This window comes from Streptomyces chilikensis, from assembly GCF_001642695.1.
GTDB lineage: Bacteria > Actinomycetota > Actinomycetes > Streptomycetales > Streptomycetaceae > Streptomyces > Streptomyces chilikensis.
In genome coordinates this window covers 1-525 of sequence record NZ_LWCC02000161.1, presented here as the reverse complement: position 1 = coordinate 525, position 525 = coordinate 1, and the positions used below count along the sequence as shown (strand labels likewise).

At 75.0% G+C, this 525-nt stretch carries 1 protein-coding gene; it reads right to left on the bottom strand.

The window, feature by feature from the left end; translation table 11 throughout:
• Window positions 1-525, bottom strand: a 525-nt coding sequence (locus A2U95_RS30055) for a beta-ketoacyl synthase N-terminal-like domain-containing protein (RefSeq protein WP_166028861.1), incomplete at both ends; no start/stop codon positions are given.

Here is a 525-nt window from a genome sequence, read left to right as displayed (position 1 = left end):
GGGCCTCGATGGGGTCGCCGAGGGTGGTGCCGGTGCCGTGGGCCTCGACGGCGTCGACGTCGGCGCCGGTCAGGCCGCCGCTGGCCAGGGCGGCGCGGATGACGCGCTGCTGGGCGGGCCCGTTGGGGGCGGTGAGCCCGTTGGACGCGCCGTCCTGGTTGACGGCGGAGCCGCGCACGACCGCGAGGACGGGGTGGCCGTTGCGGCGGGCGTCGGACAGCCGTTCCACCAGGAGCATGCCCACGCCCTCGCCCCAGCCGGTGCCGTCGGCTGCGTCCGCGAAGGCCTTGACCCGGCCGTCGGAGGCGAGACCGCCCTGCCGGGAGAACTCGATGAACGCGCCCGGTGTGGACATCACCGTCACACCGCCGGCCAGGGCCAGGTCGCACTCGCCGGAGCGCAGTGCCTGCACGGCCAGGTGCAGGGCGACCAGCGACGACGAGCACGCCGTGTCCACCGTCACCGCCGGCCCCTCCAGACCGAACGTGTACGACAGACGACCCGACACCACACTCGCCGCATTGC